Annotated in this window: 3 protein-coding genes and 1 pseudogene; all 4 read left to right on the top strand. The window is 39.9% G+C overall.

Translation table 11 applies throughout. The annotated features are described in order from the left end of the window. Positions 1-333 (top strand): UDP-N-acetylglucosamine 2-epimerase (locus LNTAR_RS24655; RefSeq protein WP_007281505.1); only part of this gene is annotated, 333 nt, incomplete at its 5' end. Between the two features lie 28 nt (positions 334-361). After that, positions 362-721 (top strand): hypothetical protein, encoded by a 360-nt coding sequence (locus LNTAR_RS24650; protein ID WP_157473844.1) that lies wholly within the window; start codon positions 362-364, stop codon positions 719-721. Continuing rightward, positions 690-887, top strand: coding sequence for a hypothetical protein (locus LNTAR_RS28115; protein ID WP_157473843.1), 198 nt, complete (start codon positions 690-692; stop codon positions 885-887). Before LNTAR_RS24650 ends, LNTAR_RS28115 begins: the two co-directional genes overlap by 32 nt. A 90-nt stretch (positions 888-977) precedes the next feature. Further along, positions 978-1,324 (top strand): annotated as a pseudogene (locus LNTAR_RS24640) (protein kinase); the annotation flags it as partial.

The following is a 1,324-nucleotide window of genomic DNA, read 5'->3' as shown; positions in this document are numbered from 1 at the left end:
CCTCAGGATTACGAACCCTTTATCTACCTCATGGATAATTGTTTGCTAATCATGAGCGACTCAGGTGGGATTCAGGAGGAGGCTCCAAGTCTAGGTAAGCCCGTTCTAGTGATGCGCGATACAACCGAGAGACCTGAGGCTGTAAAGGCCGGAACGGTTAAACTTGTGGGTACTGAAGTCGACGCTTTAGTTAAGGAAACTCAGCAGCTGATTGATGACTCCAAACTCTATGAAAAAATGAGCCGAGCTCACAATCCCTATGGCGATGGAACTGCCAGCAAACGAATTTTAGATATAATTTTAGCCAAAAGAAAAGAGGTAGCAAATGTTTAGCAAGAAATTATTAATTGGGCTGACCCTTATGAGTATGGCAACAGCCCTCAATGCCCAGCAAAACGGTAAAAAATTTAAGTATGATGGGGAACGTTATTACTCAATAGAAAAAGGCCCTGAACTAAGCCTAGAATCAATTCGGTTAGGCTATAACTATGTTGACTTAAGTGACGGCTTGGATGATGTCAATAATTACAGTGTTTTAGCTCGAATGAGTCTTGGCGAGCAGTGGAAACTGGGAGCTGAAGTATTTTACACAGATTTCTATGATCAGGCCATTGGCGGTGGAGCTTTTGCGGAATACAAAATTGATGGTCATTGGAGCCTCTATGGTGATTTATTTTTAGGAAGTGAAGGTGATGTGGAAGACTGGGAGTTTAGATTTTGATAAACCTGATCGATTGTTGCAATTCGAGGGTTTTACCAAAAAGAATAATCGTTCTATGCCCAAAGAAGCCTATTTAAAAAATGCTTATGGCGACATGCAGATTAAGTTTAATGAGCATGAAGGCGATTATGGTTTAAAGTTTCCTCAAAAATTATTCAATTTTTAAGAACTTTAAGTTCAAATAAACTTTTATTGCTATTTTTAATGACGTAGAGTGCAAATCTACGATTAATTTTGGTATAGGTGTAGTTTTCAAATGGAACATGAAGCTAAAGATTTAGTCAAGCAAATTCAGGCTTTAAAGAAGGGGAAGGACCTAGAAGACAGGGGACTCTTAGAAGTTGGTGGAATGGGTGAAGTTCATCGTAAATACGACATCCCTTTGAATCGTGATATAGCCTATAAAGTCATGCTCGACAAAATTGCAAAGGATGATGAACGCATCCTGCAGTTTGTTGAAGAGGCGAGGATTACGGGTAGACTCGAGCACCCAAATATAGTGCCAGTGCATAGTTTGGGGGTGGATGGGGAAGGTAAAGTTTTCTTCACAATGAAATACGTCCAAGGTGATTCTTTATCCGATGTTATAAAGCTTCTTTCTAG

The organism is Lentisphaera araneosa HTCC2155, assembly GCF_000170755.1.
In the GTDB taxonomy this organism is placed as follows: domain Bacteria; phylum Verrucomicrobiota; class Lentisphaeria; order Lentisphaerales; family Lentisphaeraceae; genus Lentisphaera; species Lentisphaera araneosa.
Note: the sequence above shows the minus strand (reverse complement) of the source record. Positions and strands in the feature narration are given on the sequence as shown.